This window comes from Pseudomonas sp. UME65 (assembly GCF_014170225.1).
Lineage (GTDB): Bacteria > Pseudomonadota > Gammaproteobacteria > Pseudomonadales > Pseudomonadaceae > Aquipseudomonas > Aquipseudomonas protegens.
In genome coordinates this window covers 798,539-814,635 of sequence record NZ_LZZQ01000014.1, presented here as the reverse complement: position 1 = coordinate 814,635, position 16,097 = coordinate 798,539, and the positions used below count along the sequence as shown (strand labels likewise).

Annotated in this window: 19 protein-coding genes; 18 read left to right on the top strand and 1 reads right to left on the bottom strand. The window is 60.6% G+C overall.

The window, feature by feature from the left end:
- Positions 1-3: 3 nt before the first annotated feature.
- Both secF and A9971_RS23875 read left to right on the top strand, forming a co-directional pair.
- A complete protein-coding gene (gene secF / locus A9971_RS23880; RefSeq protein WP_053153604.1) occupies positions 4-918 on the top strand; it encodes a protein translocase subunit SecF in 915 nt (304 codons plus the stop codon).
- 122 nt (positions 919-1,040) lie between these two features.
- Positions 1,041-1,595 (top strand): glycine zipper 2TM domain-containing protein, encoded by a 555-nt coding sequence (locus tag A9971_RS23875; protein ID WP_041752543.1) that lies wholly within the window; start codon positions 1,041-1,043, stop codon positions 1,593-1,595.
- Positions 1,596-1,724: 129 nt separating this feature from the next.
- Here A9971_RS23875 and suhB read toward each other — a convergent pair whose 3' ends face one another.
- Positions 1,725-2,540: an inositol-phosphate phosphatase gene (gene suhB / locus A9971_RS23870; RefSeq protein WP_011063220.1), complete on the bottom strand. Its 816-nt coding sequence runs from the start codon at positions 2,538-2,540 to the stop codon at positions 1,725-1,727.
- Between the two features lie 245 nt (positions 2,541-2,785).
- Between suhB and trmJ the strand changes: the two genes are divergently transcribed.
- The 16 genes from trmJ to hisS all read left to right on the top strand — a co-directional run bounded on the left by trmJ (position 2,786) and on the right by hisS (position 16,094).
- Positions 2,786-3,559 carry a tRNA (cytosine(32)/uridine(32)-2'-O)-methyltransferase TrmJ gene (trmJ, locus tag A9971_RS23865; protein WP_019094261.1) on the top strand — a complete coding sequence of 258 codons (774 nt, stop codon included), beginning with the start codon at positions 2,786-2,788 and terminating at the stop codon, positions 3,557-3,559.
- A complete protein-coding gene (cysE, locus tag A9971_RS23860; protein ID WP_011063218.1) occupies positions 3,559-4,335 on the top strand; it encodes a serine O-acetyltransferase in 777 nt (258 codons plus the stop codon). Before trmJ ends, cysE begins: the two co-directional genes overlap by 1 nt.
- Positions 4,336-4,575: 240 nt before the next feature.
- Positions 4,576-5,067 (top strand): Fe-S cluster assembly transcriptional regulator IscR, encoded by a 492-nt coding sequence (gene iscR / locus A9971_RS23855; RefSeq protein WP_011063217.1) that lies wholly within the window; start codon positions 4,576-4,578, stop codon positions 5,065-5,067.
- 50 nt (positions 5,068-5,117) lie between these two features.
- On the top strand, positions 5,118-6,332 hold the full coding sequence (locus tag A9971_RS23850; protein WP_015636881.1) for an IscS subfamily cysteine desulfurase: 1,215 nt from the start codon (positions 5,118-5,120) through the stop codon (positions 6,330-6,332).
- A gap of 94 nt (positions 6,333-6,426) precedes the next feature.
- Positions 6,427-6,813, top strand: coding sequence for a Fe-S cluster assembly scaffold IscU (iscU, locus tag A9971_RS23845; RefSeq protein ID WP_007929523.1), 387 nt, complete (start codon positions 6,427-6,429; stop codon positions 6,811-6,813).
- 42 nt (positions 6,814-6,855) lie between these two features.
- A complete protein-coding gene (gene iscA, locus A9971_RS23840; protein WP_007929524.1) occupies positions 6,856-7,179 on the top strand; it encodes an iron-sulfur cluster assembly protein IscA in 324 nt (107 codons plus the stop codon).
- 8 nt (positions 7,180-7,187) lie between these two features.
- On the top strand, positions 7,188-7,709 hold the full coding sequence (hscB, locus tag A9971_RS23835; RefSeq protein ID WP_011063215.1) for a co-chaperone HscB: 522 nt from the start codon (positions 7,188-7,190) through the stop codon (positions 7,707-7,709).
- A 51-nt stretch (positions 7,710-7,760) separates the two neighbouring features.
- Positions 7,761-9,623 carry a Fe-S protein assembly chaperone HscA gene (gene hscA, locus A9971_RS23830; protein ID WP_011063214.1) on the top strand — a complete coding sequence of 621 codons (1,863 nt, stop codon included), beginning with the start codon at positions 7,761-7,763 and terminating at the stop codon, positions 9,621-9,623.
- Between the two features lie 3 nt (positions 9,624-9,626).
- Positions 9,627-9,968, top strand: a complete 342-nt coding sequence (gene fdx, locus A9971_RS23825; RefSeq protein WP_011063213.1) for an ISC system 2Fe-2S type ferredoxin — start codon at positions 9,627-9,629, stop codon at positions 9,966-9,968.
- Positions 9,969-9,983: 15 nt separating this feature from the next.
- Entirely contained in the window at positions 9,984-10,184 is a 201-nt protein-coding gene (gene iscX / locus A9971_RS23820) for a Fe-S cluster assembly protein IscX (RefSeq protein WP_011063212.1), read from the top strand.
- A 94-nt stretch (positions 10,185-10,278) separates the two neighbouring features.
- On the top strand, positions 10,279-10,704 hold the full coding sequence (ndk, locus tag A9971_RS23815; RefSeq protein ID WP_011063211.1) for a nucleoside-diphosphate kinase: 426 nt from the start codon (positions 10,279-10,281) through the stop codon (positions 10,702-10,704).
- A 28-nt stretch (positions 10,705-10,732) separates the two neighbouring features.
- Entirely contained in the window at positions 10,733-11,881 is a 1,149-nt protein-coding gene (rlmN, locus tag A9971_RS23810; RefSeq protein WP_011063210.1) for a 23S rRNA (adenine(2503)-C(2))-methyltransferase RlmN, read from the top strand.
- Between the two features lie 12 nt (positions 11,882-11,893).
- Positions 11,894-12,652 (top strand): type IV pilus biogenesis/stability protein PilW, encoded by a 759-nt coding sequence (pilW, locus tag A9971_RS23805; RefSeq protein ID WP_053153598.1) that lies wholly within the window; start codon positions 11,894-11,896, stop codon positions 12,650-12,652.
- Positions 12,652-13,668 carry a RodZ domain-containing protein gene (locus tag A9971_RS23800; RefSeq protein WP_015636879.1) on the top strand — a complete coding sequence of 339 codons (1,017 nt, stop codon included), beginning with the start codon at positions 12,652-12,654 and terminating at the stop codon, positions 13,666-13,668. Before pilW ends, A9971_RS23800 begins: the two co-directional genes overlap by 1 nt.
- Before the next feature lie 3 nt (positions 13,669-13,671).
- Complete coding sequence (ispG, locus tag A9971_RS23795) at positions 13,672-14,781, top strand: flavodoxin-dependent (E)-4-hydroxy-3-methylbut-2-enyl-diphosphate synthase (RefSeq protein WP_011063207.1); 1,110 nt, start codon at positions 13,672-13,674, stop codon at positions 14,779-14,781.
- 23 nt (positions 14,782-14,804) lie between these two features.
- Entirely contained in the window at positions 14,805-16,094 is a 1,290-nt protein-coding gene (gene hisS / locus A9971_RS23790; protein ID WP_183000046.1) for a histidine--tRNA ligase, read from the top strand.
- Positions 16,095-16,097 lie beyond the last annotated feature (3 nt).

Genomic DNA, 16,097 nt, shown 5'->3' with positions numbered 1-16,097 from the left:
GCCATGTTACGTACTATTAACTTCATGGGCGTGCGCAACGTTGCGTTCGGCGTCACTGTGCTCCTTACCGTCCTGGCGTTGTTCAGCTGGTTCCATAAGGGCTTGAACTACGGTCTGGACTTCACCGGCGGTACGCTCATCGAGCTGACCTACGAACGTCCGGCGGATGTGATGAAGGTGCGTTCGCAACTGAACGACGCCGGTTATCACGAAGCTATCGTGCAGAGCTTCGGTGCGACCACCGACCTGCTGGTGCGGATGCCGGGCGAAGACCCGCAGCTGGGCCACCAGGTGGCGGCCGCCCTGCAGAAGGTCGGTGGTGACAACCCGGCGCAGGTCAAGCGCGTCGAGTTCGTCGGCCCGCAGGTGGGTGAAGAGCTGCGCGACCAGGGTGGCCTCGGCATGCTCATGGCGCTGGGCGGCATCCTCATCTACCTGGCGTTCCGCTTCCAGTGGAAGTTCGCGGTCGGTGCCATCGTCTCGCTGATCCACGACGTGATCGTGACCGTGGGTATCCTGTCGTTTTTCCAGATCACCTTCGACCTGACGGTGCTGGCGGCGGTACTGGCGATCATCGGTTACTCGCTCAACGACACCATCGTGGTGTTCGACCGGGTGCGTGAGAACTTCCGTGTGCTGCGCAAGGCCAGCCTGATCGAGAACATCAACATCTCGACCACCCAGACCCTGCTGCGCACCATGGCCACTTCGATCTCCACCCTGCTGGCGATCGTGGCCCTGCTGTTCTTCGGTGGCGACAACCTGTGGGGCTTCTCCATCGCCCTGTTCGTCGGTGTATTGGCGGGTACCTACTCGTCGATCTACATCGCCAACGTGGTGCTGATCTGGCTGAACCTGAACAGTGAAGACCTGATTCCTCCGGCCAATACCGAGAAGGAAGTGGACGACCGTCCTTGATGGCCTGACCTGTTCCGGCTGTCAGTTAAAAAGGCGCGAGTGTTGAACTCGCGCCTTTTTTTTTGCTCCAAGGCTGGGAGAAGCGCGGGCTTTTGACCCGCATGTATGGTCAGGAGGTTCACGTGAACAAGTCGTTGCTGGTTGGTGCGGTATTGGGTGCTGTCGGTGTCACCGCCGGGGGTGCTGTTGCCACCTACAGCCTGGTTAAAAGCGGCCCTGAGTATGCGCAAGTGCTGGCCGTTCAGCCGGTCAAGCAACAGATCAAGACCCCGCGGGAGGTCTGCAAGGACGTCGCCGTGACCCGGCAGCGTCCGGTCAAGGATGAGCATCAGATCCTGGGCACCGTGGCTGGCGCAGTGGGCGGTGGCCTGTTGGGTAGCATGATCGGTAATGGCAATGGCAAGAAACTCGCCACGGTTGCCGGTGCTGTTGGTGGGGGCTATGCGGGGAACAAGGTGCAGGAAGGCATGCAGGAGCGTGATACCTACACCACTACGCAGACTCGCTGTAACACGGTCAATGACATCAGTGACAAGATCGTTGGTTATGACGTGAAGTACGACCTGGGTGGCAAGCAGGGCCAGGTGCGTATGGATCGGGATCCGGGCAACCAGATTCCGGTGGATAAAGAAGGGCACCTGATTCTCGGTCAGAACCAGAATCAGCCCGGCCAGTAACCCTCAATTGCAGGAGCCTGTTTGCCGGCGAAGGCGATTTCAAGGTCCCATTCGCCGGCAAGCTGGCTTCTACGGCAATTGCGGGCATAAAAAAAGCACCCCTCGGGGTGCTTTTTTTGTCGCTGGTGCTTAGCGCTTCAGCGAAGCCGGCAGGTGCGGCTGGATGGCGGTCAGAACTGCCTTGAAGCATTTGGTGTTGCCGGCCACGACGTGGCCTTTTTCCAGGAAGTCGTGACCGCCGGTGAAGTCGCTCACCAGGCCGCCGGCCTCCTGGATCAACAGGGCGCCTGCTGCCATGTCCCATTCGGACAGGCCCGATTCCCAGAAGGCGTCAAAGCGACCGGCGGCGACGTAGGCCAGGTCCAGGCTTGCTGCGCCAGCGCGACGGATGCCTGCAGTCTGGCCAACCAGGGCGCGGAACATGCCCAGGTAGTTGTCCAGGTTGTCCATCTGGTCGTCACGGAAGGGGAAGCCGGTGCCCAGCAGGGCGCCGTCCAGGCTGGTGCGGCCGCTGACCCGCAGGCGACGACCGTTCAGCTGGGCACCGCGGCCACGGCTGGCGGTGAATTCTTCCTGGCGAACCGGGTCCAGAACCACGGCGTGTTCCAGGCGGCCACGGTATTTGCAGGCGATGCTCACGGCAAAGTGCGGGATGCCGCGCAGGAAGTTGGTGGTGCCGTCCAGTGGGTCGATGATCCACAGGTAGTCTTCGCCTTCGCCGCTGCCGGCGTGCAGGCCGGTTTCTTCGCCGAGGATGGCGTGGGTCGGGTAGGCTTTGCGCAGCGCGTCGATGATCTTCTGCTCGGCAGCGCGATCAACTTCGGATACGTAGTCTTTGGCGTCTTTTTCGTCGACCTTGATGGTATCCAGGCGCTCGATGGAGCGGAAAATCAATTCACTGGCGCTGCGGGCGGCGCGCAGCGCGATATTCAGCATTGGCTGCATGGATAGGTCACCTAAGGTTGTTAAAGAAAGCCGAGCATTCTAGCAGAAAACTTTTGCAGATGAAGGTCGGCGTTCGCTTTGATTGCATTGATCCGCTGTGTGGCGCATTTCGTCAGCGGGTATTGGCCGCTCCTGTCGCGGGCTCTCAATAAGGCAGCGGAATTGGCAGATGGTTATTTTTGAGGCGGTGGTGCAGCCTGTTCTGTAATATTTGCTCCCCCTTCCCGTGTCCGAGAGCGCCTCCCTTGCTGCAGAACATTCGTGTCGTCCTGGTCAATACCAGTCATCCGGGCAATATCGGCGGGGCTGCGCGTGCCATGAAGAACATGGGCTTGTCGCGGCTGGTGCTGGTGGAGCCGCGGGTATTTCCGTCTCATGAGGCGGATGCGCGGGCTTCTGGTGCCACCGATATTCTCGAAAATGCCCAGGTGGTGGCGACGCTGGAGGATGCTCTGGCGGGTTGCACCCTGGTGTTCGGCACCAGCGCTCGTGATCGGCGCATTCCCTGGCCGCTGCTGGATCCCCGCGAGTCGGGCCTCAAGGTCGTGGAGGAGGCCGGGCAGGGGGCGCAGATCGCTCTGGTGTTCGGTCGTGAAGATTCCGGCCTGACCAATGACGAACTGCAGCGATGTCATTTCCATGTGCATATCCCGTCGGATCCGGAGTTCAGCTCGTTGAACCTGGCCACGGCGGTGCAAGTGCTGACCTATGAAGTGCGCATGTCCTGGTTGGCAGCTCAGGGCCAGCCGAGCAAGGTGGAGAAGGATGAGGTGGCGTCGCCGCGCAGTGATGAGCTGGCAACCATGGATGAGCTGGAGCGGTTCTACGAGCACCTGCAGCAAACTCTGGTGGCCATCGACTTCCTCGATCCGGAGAAACCTCGACACTTGATGGCGCGCTTGCGTCGGTTGTACGGTCGCAGCTCGGTCAGCCGGGCGGAAATGAATATATTGCGAGGCATCCTCACGGAAACCCAGAAAGCGGCTCGTGGGGAGCTACAGAAGCGGAAGGATCAGTGATGTTCGAACGTCTGCGTGAAGATATCCAAAGTGTTTTCCATCGTGACCCGGCTGCGCGCAACGCCTTTGAGGTGCTGACCTGCTACCCGGGGATGCATGCGATCTGGATCCATCGCCTGTCCGGCGCCTTGTGGGGGATGGGCTGGAAGTGGCTGGCGCGGCTGGTCTCGAACTTCGGGCGCTGGCTGACCGGGATCGAGATTCATCCGGGGGCCAAGGTCGGTCGTCGCTTCTTTATTGACCATGGAATGGGCATCGTCATTGGCGAAACCGCCGAGATCGGTGATGACGTCACGCTTTACCAGGGGGTGACCCTGGGTGGCACCAGTTGGAATAAAGGCAAGCGCCACCCGACCCTGGAAGATGGTGTGGTGGTGGGGGCTGGCGCCAAGGTGCTGGGGCCGTTCACGGTCGGGGCCGGGGCCAAGGTTGGTTCCAATGCCGTGGTGACCAAGGCGGTGCCGGCCGGTGCGACCGTAGTGGGGATTCCGGGGCGGATCATCATGAAATCCAATGATGAGCAGGAAGCCAAGCGCAAGGCCATGGCGGAAAAGCTCGGCTTCGATGCCTATGGCGTCAGCGAAGACATGCCTGACCCCGTGGCGCGGGCCATTGGTCAGTTGCTTGATCACCTGCAAGCGGTCGATGGTCGTCTAGAGGGGATGTGTGGCGCGCTGAAGGATCTGGGCAGTGACTACTGCGCCAAGGACTTGCCTGCCCTGCGTGAAGAAGACTTCGCTGAAGTCAAGGGCAAGGGCGACAGCCAGGTCGGCTGATGCCCCGCAAACCGGCTTCTCCTGCAGGAGCCGGTTTGCCGGCGAAAAAGCCCCCGAGAGGCCATAAGCGACCCGCGGGTCAGTTGTTGCCATCGCGCTGTGCCATTACGTCGCAGACTTTGCTATGATTCGCGCGCTCTTTTGCGGGTAAATCCGACTAAAGTAGTTGGTCTTATAGTTGACCTGATTACTCGGGTATTGCATACTCGCCTCCATTCCGAAACTCCGTGGTACTTGTCCATGCGACTGACTACTAAAGGCCGATACGCCGTGACCGCCATGCTCGATCTGGCGTTGCACGCGCAACATGGCCCGGTCTCCCTGGCCGATATCTCCGAGCGCCAAGGCATTTCCCTGTCCTATCTCGAACAGCTTTTCGCCAAATTGCGCCGTAGCAATCTGGTGTCCAGCGTCCGGGGTCCTGGTGGCGGCTATCAGCTGTCCCGCGACATGCAGGGGATCCAGGTGGCCCAGGTGATCGATGCGGTGAACGAATCGGTCGATGCAACCAAATGCCAGGGGCTGGGTGATTGCCATGCCGGCGACACCTGCCTGACGCACCACCTGTGGTGCGATCTGAGCCTGCAGATCCACGAATTTCTAAGCGGTATCAGCTTGGCTGACCTTGTCACTCGCCGTGAGGTGCAAGAAGTAGCCCAGCGTCAGGACCAGCGCCGTTGTAATGGCAAGGCGCCGCGCCTGGACAAGATTGAAGCGTCCGCCGTCGAATGACAGCCAAAGAGCTAGCGGCACGCCAGCCAGCCTGATTTAGGAGAGAGTCCATGAAATTGCCGATTTACCTTGATTACTCAGCGACCACCCCGGTTGATCCGCGCGTCGCGCAGAAAATGAGTGAATGCCTGCTGGTCGACGGGAACTTCGGTAACCCGGCGTCCCGCTCCCACGTGTTTGGCTGGAAAGCCGAAGAATCGGTGGAAAACGCCCGTCGCCAAGTGGCCGACCTGGTTAACGCCGACCCGCGTGAAATCGTCTGGACTTCCGGTGCTACCGAATCCGACAACCTGGCAATCAAGGGTGTCGCGCATTTCTACCACACCAAGGGCAAGCACCTGATCACCTCGAAGATCGAGCACAAGGCTGTCCTGGACACCATGCGCCAACTCGAGCGTGAAGGCTTCGAAGTGACCTACATCGAGCCGGGCGAAGACGGCCTCATCACTCCGGCCATGGTCGAAGCAGCCCTGCGTGACGACACCATCCTGGTTTCGATCATGCATGTGAACAACGAGATCGGCACCATCAACGACATCGCTGCCATCGGCGAGCTGACCCGCTCCAAGGGCGTGTTGTTCCACGTCGACGGCGCTCAGTCCACCGGCAAGGTCGACATCGACCTGCAGGCCCTGAAGGTCGACCTGATGTCCTTCTCCGCCCACAAGACCTACGGCCCGAAAGGGATCGGCGCGCTGTACGTCAGCCGCAAGCCGCGGGTGCGCCTGGAAGCAACCATGCACGGCGGTGGTCACGAACGCGGCATGCGTTCCGGCACCCTGGCTACTCACCAGATCGTCGGCATGGGCGAAGCCTTCCGCGTGGCCAAGGAAGACATGGCCGCCGAGAACCTGCGCATCAAGGCCCTGAGCGACCGCTTCTACAAGCAGGTCGAGCACCTGGAAGAGCTGTACATCAACGGCAGCATGACTGCCCGCGTACCGCACAACCTGAACCTGAGCTTCAACTACGTTGAAGGCGAGTCGCTGATCATGGCCCTCAAGGACCTGGCAGTGTCTTCCGGTTCGGCCTGTACTTCGGCCTCCCTGGAGCCTTCCTACGTGTTGCGTGCCCTGGGTCGCAACGACGAGCTGGCTCACAGCTCGATCCGCTTCACCTTCGGCCGCTTCACCACTGAAGAAGAAATCGATTACGCGGCGCAGAAAGTCTGCGAAGCCGTTACCAAGCTGCGCGCTCTGTCGCCGCTGTGGGACATGTACAAAGATGGCGTCGATATCTCGAAGATCGAGTGGGCGGCGCACTGAATATAAGTCGCCGCACAGGGTTCTGTAGAGCGTACCGATAACGGCGATTTGCAGAACCCAAGAGCGACTCTCTGATGAGTGAGGATTAAGAATCATGGCTTACAGCGAAAAGGTCATCGACCACTACGAGAACCCGCGCAACGTCGGCAAGATGAACGCGGAAGATCCGGATGTCGGCACCGGCATGGTCGGCGCTCCTGCCTGCGGCGACGTGATGCGCCTGCAGATCAAGGTCAATGAGCAGGGCATCATCGAAGACGCCAAGTTCAAGACCTATGGCTGCGGTTCCGCCATTGCTTCCAGCTCCCTGGCCACTGAGTGGATGAAGGGCAAGACCCTGGATGAAGCCGAAACCATCAAGAACACCCAGCTGGCTGAAGAGCTGGCCCTGCCTCCCGTGAAGATTCACTGCTCGGTACTCGCCGAAGACGCCATCAAGGCCGCCGTACGCGACTACAAGCAGAAGAAAGGCCTGATCTGACCGATCGGCTTTCACAGATTTGGCGACAAGTAAGGAGTCACGATGGCTATCAGCATGACAGAAGCGGCTGCTCAACACGTGCGACGCTCCCTCAACGGGCGCGGCAAGGGTGATGGGATTCGTCTGGGTGTTCGCACCACGGGCTGTTCCGGCCTTGCCTACGTGCTGGAGTTCGTCGACGAGATTGGCGAGGACGATCAGGTATTCGAGAGTCACGGCGAGAAAGTGATCATCGATCCGAAAAGCCTGACCTATCTGGACGGCACCGAACTTGATTTCGTCAAGGAAGGGTTGAACGAAGGCTTCAAGTTCAACAACCCCAACGTGCGCGGTGAGTGTGGCTGCGGCGAAAGCTTCAACATCTGAGGCTTGTCGTGGGTACTCCTTGTCATTTCGCTTTATTTGAGCTGCAACCGAGCTTCCGCCTGGATCTCGAGCAGTTGGCCGCGCGCTACCGCGAGTTGGCGCGTGGGGTTCATCCAGACCGTTTTGCCGATGCTTCCGAGCGCGAGCAGCGCCTGGCCCTGGAGCAGTCGGCAAGCCTCAACGAGGCTTACCAGACCCTCAAGAGCCCGCCCAAGCGCGCCCGTTACCTGCTGGCTTTGAATGGCGGCGAGTTGCCGTTGGAAGTCACGGTGCATGATCCGGAGTTTCTTCTGCAGCAGATGCAATGGCGCGAAGAGCTCGAGGATTTGCAGGACAGCGCCGACCTGGCCGGAGTGGCGGCATTCAAGCGTCGGCTCAAGACAGCCCAGGATGAACTGAATGAAAGCTTCGCAGCCTGTTGGGATGATGCGGCGCAACGCGAGCAGGCCGAGCGCCTGATGCGGCGCATGCAGTTCCTCGACAAGCTCACCTACGAAGTGCGCCAGTTAGAAGAGCGCCTCGACGATTAACCCAGTGCCGCTCCGGTCGCACGCCTGATATACAGATAAGTCCAGATAAGCATGGCCCTACTGCAGATCGCCGAACCCGGCCAAAGTCCTCAACCGCACCAGCGTCGCCTGGCTGTGGGGATCGACTTGGGCACTACCAATTCGCTGGTCGCTGCCTTGCGCAGTGGTCTTTCCGAGCCGCTGGCCGACGCGCAGGGGCAGGTGATTCTGCCGTCCGCGGTGCGTTATCACGCCGACCGCGTCGAGGTGGGCGAGTCGGCCCGCCTGGCTGCACCTACCGACCCTTTGAACACCGTGCTTTCGGTCAAGCGCCTGATGGGGCGTGGCCTGTCCGACGTCAAGCAGCTGGGTGAGCAACTGCCCTATCGCTTCGTCGAGGGCGAGTCGCACATGCCGTTCATCGAGACCATCCAGGGGCCGAAAAGCCCGGTGGAAGTATCGGCTGAAGTGCTCAAGGTGTTGCGTCAGCGTGCTGAGGCGGCCCTGGGTGGCGAGCTGGTAGGTGCGGTCATCACCGTTCCTGCCTATTTCGACGACGCCCAGCGTCAAGCCACCAAGGATGCGGCCAAGCTGGCCGGCCTGAATGTGCTGCGCCTGCTCAACGAGCCGACCGCGGCGGCTGTGGCTTATGGTCTGGATCAGCACGCCGAAGGCGTGGTGGCGATCTATGACTTGGGTGGCGGCACCTTCGATATTTCCATTCTGCGCCTGACCGGCGGCGTCTTCGAAGTCTTGGCTACCGGTGGCGATACTGCTCTGGGCGGCGATGACTTCGATCACGCCATTGCCGGCTGGATCATCGAGGGCGCGGGCCTGTCCGCCGACCTCGACCCGGGTACCCAGCGCAGTCTGTTGCAAGCCGCTTGTGCAGCCAAGGAAGCCTTGACCGGCGCCGCGTCCGTGGAAGTGGTGTATGGCGATTGGCGTGCCACCCTGACTCGCGACGCCTTCGACGCCCTGATCGAGCCGATGGTTGCCCGCAGCCTCAAGGCCTGTCGTCGTGCTGTACGCGATTCCAATGTCGAATTGGATGAAGTGCAGGCGGTGGTCATGGTGGGCGGTTCGACCCGTGTGCCGCGTGTGCGTGAGGCGGTGGCTGAAATGTTCGGTCGCCAGCCGTTGACCGAGATCGATCCGGATCAAGTGGTGGCCATTGGGGCCGCGATCCAGGCCGATACCTTGGCCGGCAACAAGCGCGAAGGCGGCGAATTGCTGCTGCTGGACGTGATTCCGCTGTCCCTGGGGTTGGAAACCATGGGCGGGCTGATGGAGAAGGTGATTCCGCGCAACACCACCATTCCGGTTGCCCGTGCCCAGGACTTCACCACCTACAAGGATGGCCAGACGGCCATGATGGTTCATGTGCTGCAAGGCGAGCGCGAGCTGATCAGCGACTGCCGCTCCCTGGCGCGTTTCGAATTGCGCGGCATCCCACCGATGGTGGCCGGTGCGGCGAAGATCCGCGTGACCTTCCAGGTCGACGCCGATGGCCTGCTCAGCGTTTCTGCGCGAGAGCTGGGTTCGGGCGTCGAAGCCAGCATCCAGGTCAAGCCATCCTACGGTCTGACCGACGGCGAGATCGCCAAGATGCTCAAGGATTCCTTCCAGTACGCCGGCGACGACAAGGTGGCCCGTGTACTGCGCGAGCAGCAGGTTGATGCTCAGCGCCTGATCGAGGCGGTGCAAGGTGCCCTGGACGCCGATGGCGAGCGTCTGCTGGATGCCGAAGAACGCATGGTCATCGAGTTGCAGATGCAGGAATTGAGTGAATTGATGCGTGGTACCGATGGTTACGCCATCGAGCAGCAGACCAAGCGTCTGTCGCAAGTGACCGATGCCTTTGCTGCCCGACGCCTGGATTCGACGGTGAAAGCCGCGCTGGCGGGGCGCAACCTGAATGAAATCGAGGAATAACTGATGCCGCAGATCATTTTTCTGCCACACGCCGTGTTCTGTCCGGACGGCCTGGTTGTAGAGGTCGAGCCTGGCGTCTCGGTGCTCGAGGTGGCGCATGACAACCACATCGAGATCGAAAGTGCCTGTGGCGGCGTCTGTGCCTGCACCACCTGCCATTGCATCATTCGTGAAGGCTTCGACTCGCTGAACGAGGCTGACGAGCTGGAAGAAGACCTGCTGGACAAGGCCTGGGGCCTGGAAGCGCAGTCGCGCCTGTCCTGCCAGGCCATCGTCGGCGATGAAGACCTGACCGTCGAAATTCCAAAATACTCGCTCAACCATGCAGCCGAAGCGCCGCACTGATTTCAAGGAACTGGCATGAGCCTCAAGTGGGTTGATGTACTGGAAATCGCGATCCAACTGGCTGAGTCCAAGCCGGATGTGGATCCGCGTTATGTGAACTTTGTCGATCTGCACCAATGGGTTCTGGCACTGCCGGAGTTCAGCGACGATCCGGCTCGCGGAGGCGAGAAGGTTCTTGAAGCAATTCAGGCCGCCTGGATCGACGAAGCTGACTGAATCCGCGGGCTACGCAGTTAGGCAATCCCTATAAACCCGCGTATAATTCGCGGGTTTAATTTTTCGCTTTAATCACCGTTTCTGGAGTTACACCATGGCTGTTCAACGTACTTTCTCCATCATCAAGCCTGACGCTGTTGCAAAAAACGTTATCGGCAAGATCGTTTCCCGTTTTGAAGAAGCCGGCCTGCGCGTTGTAGCTTCGAAAATGAAGCAACTGTCCAAGGCTGAAGCTGAAGGCTTCTACGCTGAGCACAGCGAGCGTGGCTTCTTCGGCGAACTGGTTGCCTTCATGACTTCCGGCCCGGTTGTTGTTCAGGTTCTGGAAGGCGAAAACGCCATCGTTCGCAACCGTGAGCTGATGGGCGCCACCAACCCTAAAGAAGCTGCTGCCGGCACCATCCGTGCTGACTTCGCCGAGTCCATCGACGCCAACGCCGTTCACGGTTCGGACTCCGAAGCTGCCGCTGCTCGCGAAATCGCTTACTTCTTCGCAGCTACTGAAGTAACCGCTCGCTGAGTAAGGCTTGCGCGTGAGAGGTGAAACCATGACTGCATCGATCGGCAAAACTAACCTGTTGGGGCTTACTCAACCGGAAATGGAGAAATTCTTCGACTCAATCGGGGAGAAGCGTTTCCGTGCCGGTCAGGTAATGAAATGGATTCACCACTTTGGCGTCGATGATTTCGACGCCATGACGAATGTCGGCAAGGCCTTGCGCGAAAAGCTCAAGGCTGTTGCCGAGATTCGCGGTCCGGAAGTGGTCAGCGAGGACATCTCCAGCGACGGCACCCGTAAATGGGTGGTGCGCGTGGCGTCCGGCAGCTGCGTCGAGACCGTCTACATTCCCCAGGGCAAGCGCGGCACTCTGTGCGTTTCGTCCCAGGCGGGCTGTGCCCTGGATTGCAGTTTCTGCTCCACCGGCAAGCAAGGCTTCAATAGCAACCTCACCGCCGCCGAAGTCATCGGCCAGGTGTGGATTGCCAACAAATCCTTTGGCAGCGTCCCGGCGACCGTCGACCGTGCCATCACCAACGTGGTGATGATGGGCATGGGTGAGCCGCTGCTGAACTTCGACAACGTCATTGCTGCCATGCACCTGATGATGGACGACCTGGGCTACGGCATCTCCAAGCGCCGGGTGACCCTGTCGACCTCCGGCGTGGTGCCGATGATCGATGAGCTGGCCAAGCACATCGACGTCTCGCTGGCGTTGTCTCTGCACGCACCCAATGATGCGCTGCGCAACCAGCTGGTACCGATCAACAAGAAGTACCCGCTGAAGATGCTGCTCGAGTCCTGCCAGCGCTACATGTCGGCCCTGGGTGAGAAGCGTGTGCTGACCATCGAGTACACCCTCCTCAAAGACGTCAACGACAAGCTTGAGCACGCGGTGGAGATGATCGAGCTGCTCAAGGATGTACCGTGCAAGATCAACCTGATCCCGTTCAACCCGTTCCCGCATTCCGGGTACGAGCGTCCGAGCAACAATGCCATTCGTCGCTTCCAGGACCAGCTGCATCACGCCGGTTTCAACGTCACCGTGCGCACCACGCGTGGTGAAGACATCGATGCCGCCTGCGGTCAGTTGGTCGGGCAGGTGCTGGACCGCACCCGTCGTAGCGAACGCTATATCGCCGTGCGTGAGTTGAGCGCCGACGCCGATATGCCGCAAAGCGCCGCAACCCGTACCTGAGAGAGGATCTCCATGGCCCTGCGCTTTGCGCTGCTCCTGCTTGTTGCCAGCCTGTGTGCTGGCTGTGTTCTGTCGGGTGATTCCAACCCGATGAACACCAGCAAGGGGCGCGACGAGGCGCGCGAGGCCTATGTGCAGTTGGGCCTGGGCTACTTGCAGCAGGGCATGAGCGAGCGGGCCAAGGTGCCACTGAAGAAAGCCCTGGAACTGGCCCCCGCCGATGCCGACGCCAATGCTGCCCTTGCACTGGTGTTCCAGGCCGAGATGGAACCGGCCCTGGCCGACGAGCATTTTCGCCAGGCCCTGGCGGCGCGTCCGGAGAGTGCCCGGATCCTCAATAACTACGGCAGCTTTCTGTTCCAGGAAAAACGTTACAAAGAGGCTTATCAGCGCTTTGAGCAAGCCGCTGCTGATACTCTGTACCCCGAACGTTCCCGAGTGTTTGAAAACCTCGGCATGACCGCTTCAAGGCTCGGCCAGCGTGATCTGGCCCAGCTGCAGCTGGAAAAGGCCTTGCGTCTCAATCATCAACAGCCCCGTGCATTGCTGGAAATGGCTGAGTTGTCTTACGAAGACAGGCATTATGTGCCCGCGCGCGACTATTACGATCGTTTTAGCCTGCTCGGCGAGCAAAATGCACGTAGTCTATTGCTCGGCGTTCGGCTGGCAACGGTGTTCGAAGATCGCGACAAGGCCGCCAGTTACGGTCTGCAACTAAAACGACTTTATCCCGGTACGCCGGAATATCAGCAATACCTGTCGGAGCAATGATGAAAGCGGCCCATCCCGAAGTTCAAGCAGTGACTCGCGTAAACCCCGGTGAGACCCTGCGTCAGGCCCGCGAAAGCAATGGTTGGTCGCTGGCCGAAGTGGCCCACAAGCTCAACCTCACCGTGAGCTCCCTGAGCAACCTGGAAGCTGGCGCCTTCGACAAGCTGCCGGGGCACACTTTCGCCCGTGGCTATATTCGTGCCTACGCCAAATTGCTGGGCATGGATCAGGCGGTACTGGTCCAGGAGTTCGATCAATACACCGGTACCGACTCCCAGGGCAGCAGCGTCCATGCCCTGGGGCGCATCGAAGAGCCGGTGCGGGTTTCCCACACTATCTTGCGCATTGTCAGTTTGCTGCTGCTGGTGGCGGTGGTTGGTGGCGGTTTCATCTGGTGGCAGGATCAGTCCTCCCAGCGCGGCAAGGAGCCGGTCTCCCTGAGCCCCGAGCATGTCGAGGTCGAAGGCGCCGACGGCACTACCCAGATTCATCCTATCGACGAGCCCGAAGACCAAGCGGTTGCCGAGGGGCAGAGCGAGGCGCTGGACAACGCCGCTCAAAGCGAAGGCCAGGCAGCGAGCGAGACTCCTGCCGCCCCAGCCGTTTCGACCGCTCCGGCACCGGCTGCCACTGCGTCCGTCCCCGCAGCTCCCGTGCACAACGCGCCGGCTCCGGCGCCTGTCGCACCGGCTGCCGTGGCGCAAGCGCCTGTCACGCCGACCGCGCCTGCTGCTGCGGTTGCACCGGGCAGCGCTGCGGCAACTGCAGTTGCAGGCGCGGGCCAGGTACAGATCCAGTTCAGCGCCGACTGCTGGGCCCAGGTCATCGATGCCAACGGCAAGGTTCTGCTCAGCGCCCTCAAGCGCAAGGGTGAAAATGTCGATGTCAGCGGCAAGCCGCCTTTTGCCGTACGTCTGGGCTATGCCCGTGGCGCACAAATCACTTACAACGGTCAGGCGGTGGATATCGCCCCGTTCACCAGTGGCGAGACTGCTCGCCTGAAGTTAGGTCAATAAGTCATGCACGGCGAATCTCCAATCAAGCGTCGCGAATCCCGCAAGATCTGGGTCGGCTCGGTACCGGTCGGAGGCGATGCCCCGATTGCGGTGCAGAGCATGACCAACAGCGACACCAACGACGTGGCCGCAACCGTCGCCCAGATCAACCGCCTGGAAGCCGCCGGTGTCGATATCGTGCGGGTTTCGGTGCCGGACATGGACGCCGCCGAGGCGTTCGGCCGGATCAAGCAGCAGGTCAAGGTACCGCTGGTGGCCGACATCCACTTCGACTACAAGATCGCGCTGCGTGTGGCCGAACTGGGCGTCGATTGCCTGCGGATCAACCCGGGCAATATCGGTCGTGAAGACCGGGTACGCGCGGTGGTGGATGCTGCCCGTGATCGCGGGATCCCGATCCGTATCGGGGTCAACGCCGGTTCCCTGGAAAAAGACCTGCAGAAAAAATACGGCGAACCGACCCCGGCTGCATTGGTGGAGTCGGCGCTGCGTCACGTAGAGCACCTGGAACGCCTGAATTTCAAGGACTTCAAGGTCAGCGTGAAAGCCTCTGACGTGTTCATGGCCGTCGAGGCCTACCGCCTGCTGGCCAAGGAAATCATCCAGCCCCTGCACCTGGGGATCACCGAAGCCGGTGGTTTGCGTTCAGGCACAGTGAAATCCGCCGTCGGCCTCGGTATGCTGCTGGCCGAAGGAATTGGCGATACCATTCGCATTTCGCTGGCGGCCGACCCGGTTGAGGAAGTGAAGGTCGGCTACGACATTCTCAAGTCCCTGCACCTGCGTTCCCGTGGCATCAACTTCATCGCCTGCCCGAGCTGCTCGCGGCAGAACTTCGATGTGGTGAAAACCATGAACGAACTGGAAGGACGGCTTGAAGACCTGTTGGTGCCGTTGGATGTTGCAGTGATCGGTTGCGTGGTCAACGGTCCGGGTGAAGCCAAAGAGGCGCACATCGGCCTGACCGGTGGTACACCGAACCTGATCTACATCGATGGCAAGCCGGCACAGAAACTGACCAATGACAATCTGGTGGACGAGCTTGAAAAGCTGATCCGGCAGAAGGCGGCCGAAAAGGTCGAGGCCGACGCAGCGCTGATCGCTCGCGGCTAACCGAACGTATTTAAGGATTTTTTGTGAGCAAGTCTCTGCAAGCCATTCGTGGCATGAATGACATCCTGCCCGAGCAGACGCCCCTGTGGCGTTATTTCGAGGGTACTGTGGCGTGCCTGCTGGATAACTACGGTTACAAGCAGATCCGCATGCCGATCGTCGAGTTCACCGAGCTGTTCAAGCGCTCCATCGGTGAAGTGACCGACATCGTCGAAAAAGAGATGTACACCTTCGAGGATCGCAACGGCGACTCCCTCACCCTGCGTCCGGAAGGCACCGCTGCCTGTGTCCGTGCAGTGCTGGAGCACGGCATTACCGGCGGTGGCCAGGTGCAGAAGCTGTGGTACATCGGCCCGATGTTCCGTCACGAGCGCCCGCAGAAAGGCCGTTATCGCCAGTTCCACCAGATCGGTTGCGAGGTATTCAACCTCGACGGGCCGGACATCGATGCTGAACTGATCGTGCTGACCTGGCGCCTGTGGGGCGAGCTGGGCATCCGTGATGCGGTCAAGCTCGAACTCAACAGCCTGGGTACCGCCGAAGCGCGCGCGCGCTATCGCGACGCGCTGGTGGAGTTCCTGTCGGCGCGCGTGGACAAGCTGGACGAAGACAGCCAGCGCCGCCTGAAGACCAACCCGCTGCGGGTGCTGGATACCAAGAACCCGGACACTCAAGCCGTGCTGGTGGAGGCGCCCAAGCTGGCCGACTACCTGGACGAAGAGTCCCGCGTGCACTTCGAAGGCCTCAAGGCCCGCCTGGATGCTGCGGGTATCCCCTATGTGATCAACCCCAAGCTGGTGCGTGGGCTGGATTACTACAGCAAGACCGTTTTCGAATGGGTCACCGACAAGCTCGGTGCCCAGGGCACTGTCTGTGCCGGTGGCCGTTACGATGGCCTGGTGGAGCAGATGGGCGGCAAGCCTACCTCGGGCGTTGGCTTTGCCATGGGGATCGAGCGTCTGGTGCTGCTGCTGGAAACCCTGGAGCAGGTCCCGGAAGAAATCTCGCGCCAGGTCGACGTTTACCTCTGCGCCTTCGGTGAGGCCGCCGAACTGGCTGCGCTGGCGCTGAGCGAGCGTGTTCGCGATCAATTGCCGAACCTGCGTCTGCAGATCAATGCCGGTGCCGGCAGCTTCAAGAGCCAATTCAAGAAGGCCGACAAGAGCGGCGCGCTGTATGCGCTGATCCTCGGTGACGACGAACTGGCCCAGCAAGTGGTAGGTTTCAAACCCCTGCGTGGCCAGGGCGAACAACAAAGCATTGCCTGGGATGCACTCGCTGCGCACCTGGCCACCTGCGTCGTGCAGGGTTGAAGC

Bases quoted from the DNA above. Each gene is read 5' to 3' on its own strand.
- secF (WP_053153604.1), top strand. From the start codon at position 4: ATGTTACGTACTATTAACTTCATGGGCGTGCGCAACGTTGCGTTCGGC.
- suhB (WP_011063220.1), bottom strand. From the start codon at position 2,540: ATGCAGCCAATGCTGAATATCGCGCTGCGCGCCGCCCGCAGCGCCAGT.
- cysE (WP_011063218.1), top strand. From the start codon at position 3,559: ATGTTCGAACGTCTGCGTGAAGATATCCAAAGTGTTTTCCATCGTGAC.
- iscR (WP_011063217.1), top strand. From the start codon at position 4,576: ATGCGACTGACTACTAAAGGCCGATACGCCGTGACCGCCATGCTCGAT.
- A9971_RS23850 (WP_015636881.1), top strand. From the start codon at position 5,118: ATGAAATTGCCGATTTACCTTGATTACTCAGCGACCACCCCGGTTGAT.
- iscU (WP_007929523.1), top strand. From the start codon at position 6,427: ATGGCTTACAGCGAAAAGGTCATCGACCACTACGAGAACCCGCGCAAC.
- iscA (WP_007929524.1), top strand. From the start codon at position 6,856: ATGGCTATCAGCATGACAGAAGCGGCTGCTCAACACGTGCGACGCTCC.
- hscA (WP_011063214.1), top strand. From the start codon at position 7,761: ATGGCCCTACTGCAGATCGCCGAACCCGGCCAAAGTCCTCAACCGCAC.
- fdx (WP_011063213.1), top strand. From the start codon at position 9,627: ATGCCGCAGATCATTTTTCTGCCACACGCCGTGTTCTGTCCGGACGGC.
- iscX (WP_011063212.1), top strand. From the start codon at position 9,984: ATGAGCCTCAAGTGGGTTGATGTACTGGAAATCGCGATCCAACTGGCT.
- ndk (WP_011063211.1), top strand. From the start codon at position 10,279: ATGGCTGTTCAACGTACTTTCTCCATCATCAAGCCTGACGCTGTTGCA.
- rlmN (WP_011063210.1), top strand. From the start codon at position 10,733: ATGACTGCATCGATCGGCAAAACTAACCTGTTGGGGCTTACTCAACCG.
- pilW (WP_053153598.1), top strand. From the start codon at position 11,894: ATGGCCCTGCGCTTTGCGCTGCTCCTGCTTGTTGCCAGCCTGTGTGCT.
- A9971_RS23800 (WP_015636879.1), top strand. From the start codon at position 12,652: ATGAAAGCGGCCCATCCCGAAGTTCAAGCAGTGACTCGCGTAAACCCC.
- ispG (WP_011063207.1), top strand. From the start codon at position 13,672: ATGCACGGCGAATCTCCAATCAAGCGTCGCGAATCCCGCAAGATCTGG.